Below are 1,475 nucleotides of genomic sequence, written 5' to 3' on the forward strand. Positions count from 1 at the left end.
GTCGCAGCAAAAATTTCTGTTGCAAGTAAAGTCACTGTGTTTGTTAAGCCCAGCTCTGCCGTTGGTGTCGGCGTAATCAATGTGATCACCGGAGCAGTTACATCTTTTACAATTACATTTTGAATAGCAGAAGTGCTATTTCCATTACCATCATCAAAGGTCCAATTGATTTGGTAAGTGCCTTGCGCAGTATATTCAGTTGGATCAGTAGTCGTTCCTGTGATTGTACCAACACAATTGTCTGTCGTGGTTGGGGCATCTACTGTTACACTGCATTCGCCTGTCGCATCGGCCAAGACTGGTGTCACTGGTGCTTCTGCATCTAGTACGGTAACCGTGAAGCTCTGCTGAGCTGCCGCATTGCCTGCTTCATCGGTTGCATCCACCGTTACGGTAGTAGTTCCTACAGGGAAGAAGGTGTTAGGCGCTGGGCTAATGATTAGGGTTGTTCCACCCGAGCAATTATCAGCAACAGTTGGGTTGAAGTTCACCACTGCACCACAAGCATTGGCATCGTTGTCCACCATGATATCAGCAGGAACGGTAATCACCGGAGCAGTTTTGTCTTCTACAACAACCTCGGCTGTGGCTATGGCGAAAGCCCCTTTGCTATCGGTAACTGTTAACGTAACGGGCGTTCTACCCAAAGGATAAGGCCCTGCCGGGCTCACGCTAAAGGAAATCTCATCCCCATCAGGGTCAAAGGAACCATTATCAAAATCAGCAGCTGTGGCATTGCCTTGGCAGTTTGCATCCGCAGACACAAAGAAATTTTGTGCACTGGCTGTTGGGGCCTGGTTGCATACACCTAATGGATCAATGACGGTAACATTAATAGAAGTAGATGACGTATTGCCTACTGCATCTGTTACCGTTAATGTCACCAGCTTAGTAACTCCCAGATCCTGGCAACTAAATGTATTAGGGCTGATGGAACGACCTACAATATTACCGCAGTTATCGCTGCTTCCTCCGTCCAGGTCATCCGGGCTGAGGCTGGCATTCCCATTGGCATCCAGGGCTATGAATCGGCCAGTTGCACCCGCTTTAAGCACATAGGTTTTAATCACCATGTCATTGATCGATGTGGAGCTAAAAGAATCGTTAAACAGCGTGTTTCTCGAAAAGAACGTACCTCCAGCATACGGATCACCATTTAAGACTACTGCTGTTTGCGCATCATACTTCCCTGTTGGAGTTAGGGTCAGGATGTAAGACTGACCTGCTGTAACAGTAATAGGGCTGTTAAAGATGAAAGGAACGAATTCCCCGTTTACATCCACATTGGCAAATGAACTTGTTCCCAATAGAGCGCCTGGGTTATTGGGGTCACTGCCGCTGTAAAGGGCTAGCGTGATCGTGCCCGGCTCAGTTGTTTTAGCAATCTGTACATCTATCCGGGATAGGCTACCCGTTGATGCTGCCTGAAAGGTTTGTGCCAATAAAAAATTGGGAGTTAACGGGATAGGTGAATT

1 protein-coding gene is annotated in these 1,475 nt (G+C 47.5%); it reads right to left on the minus strand.

Features of this window, described 5'->3' with window-relative positions; translation table 11 throughout:
• On the minus strand, positions 1–764 hold a 764-nt coding region (locus AAGF08_RS20340), incomplete at its 3' end, for an HYR domain-containing protein (protein WP_343513286.1).
• Positions 765–1,475: the final 711 nt, after the last annotated feature.

This window comes from Algoriphagus sp. SE2 (assembly GCF_039563885.1).
Lineage (GTDB): Bacteria > Bacteroidota > Bacteroidia > Cytophagales > Cyclobacteriaceae > Algoriphagus.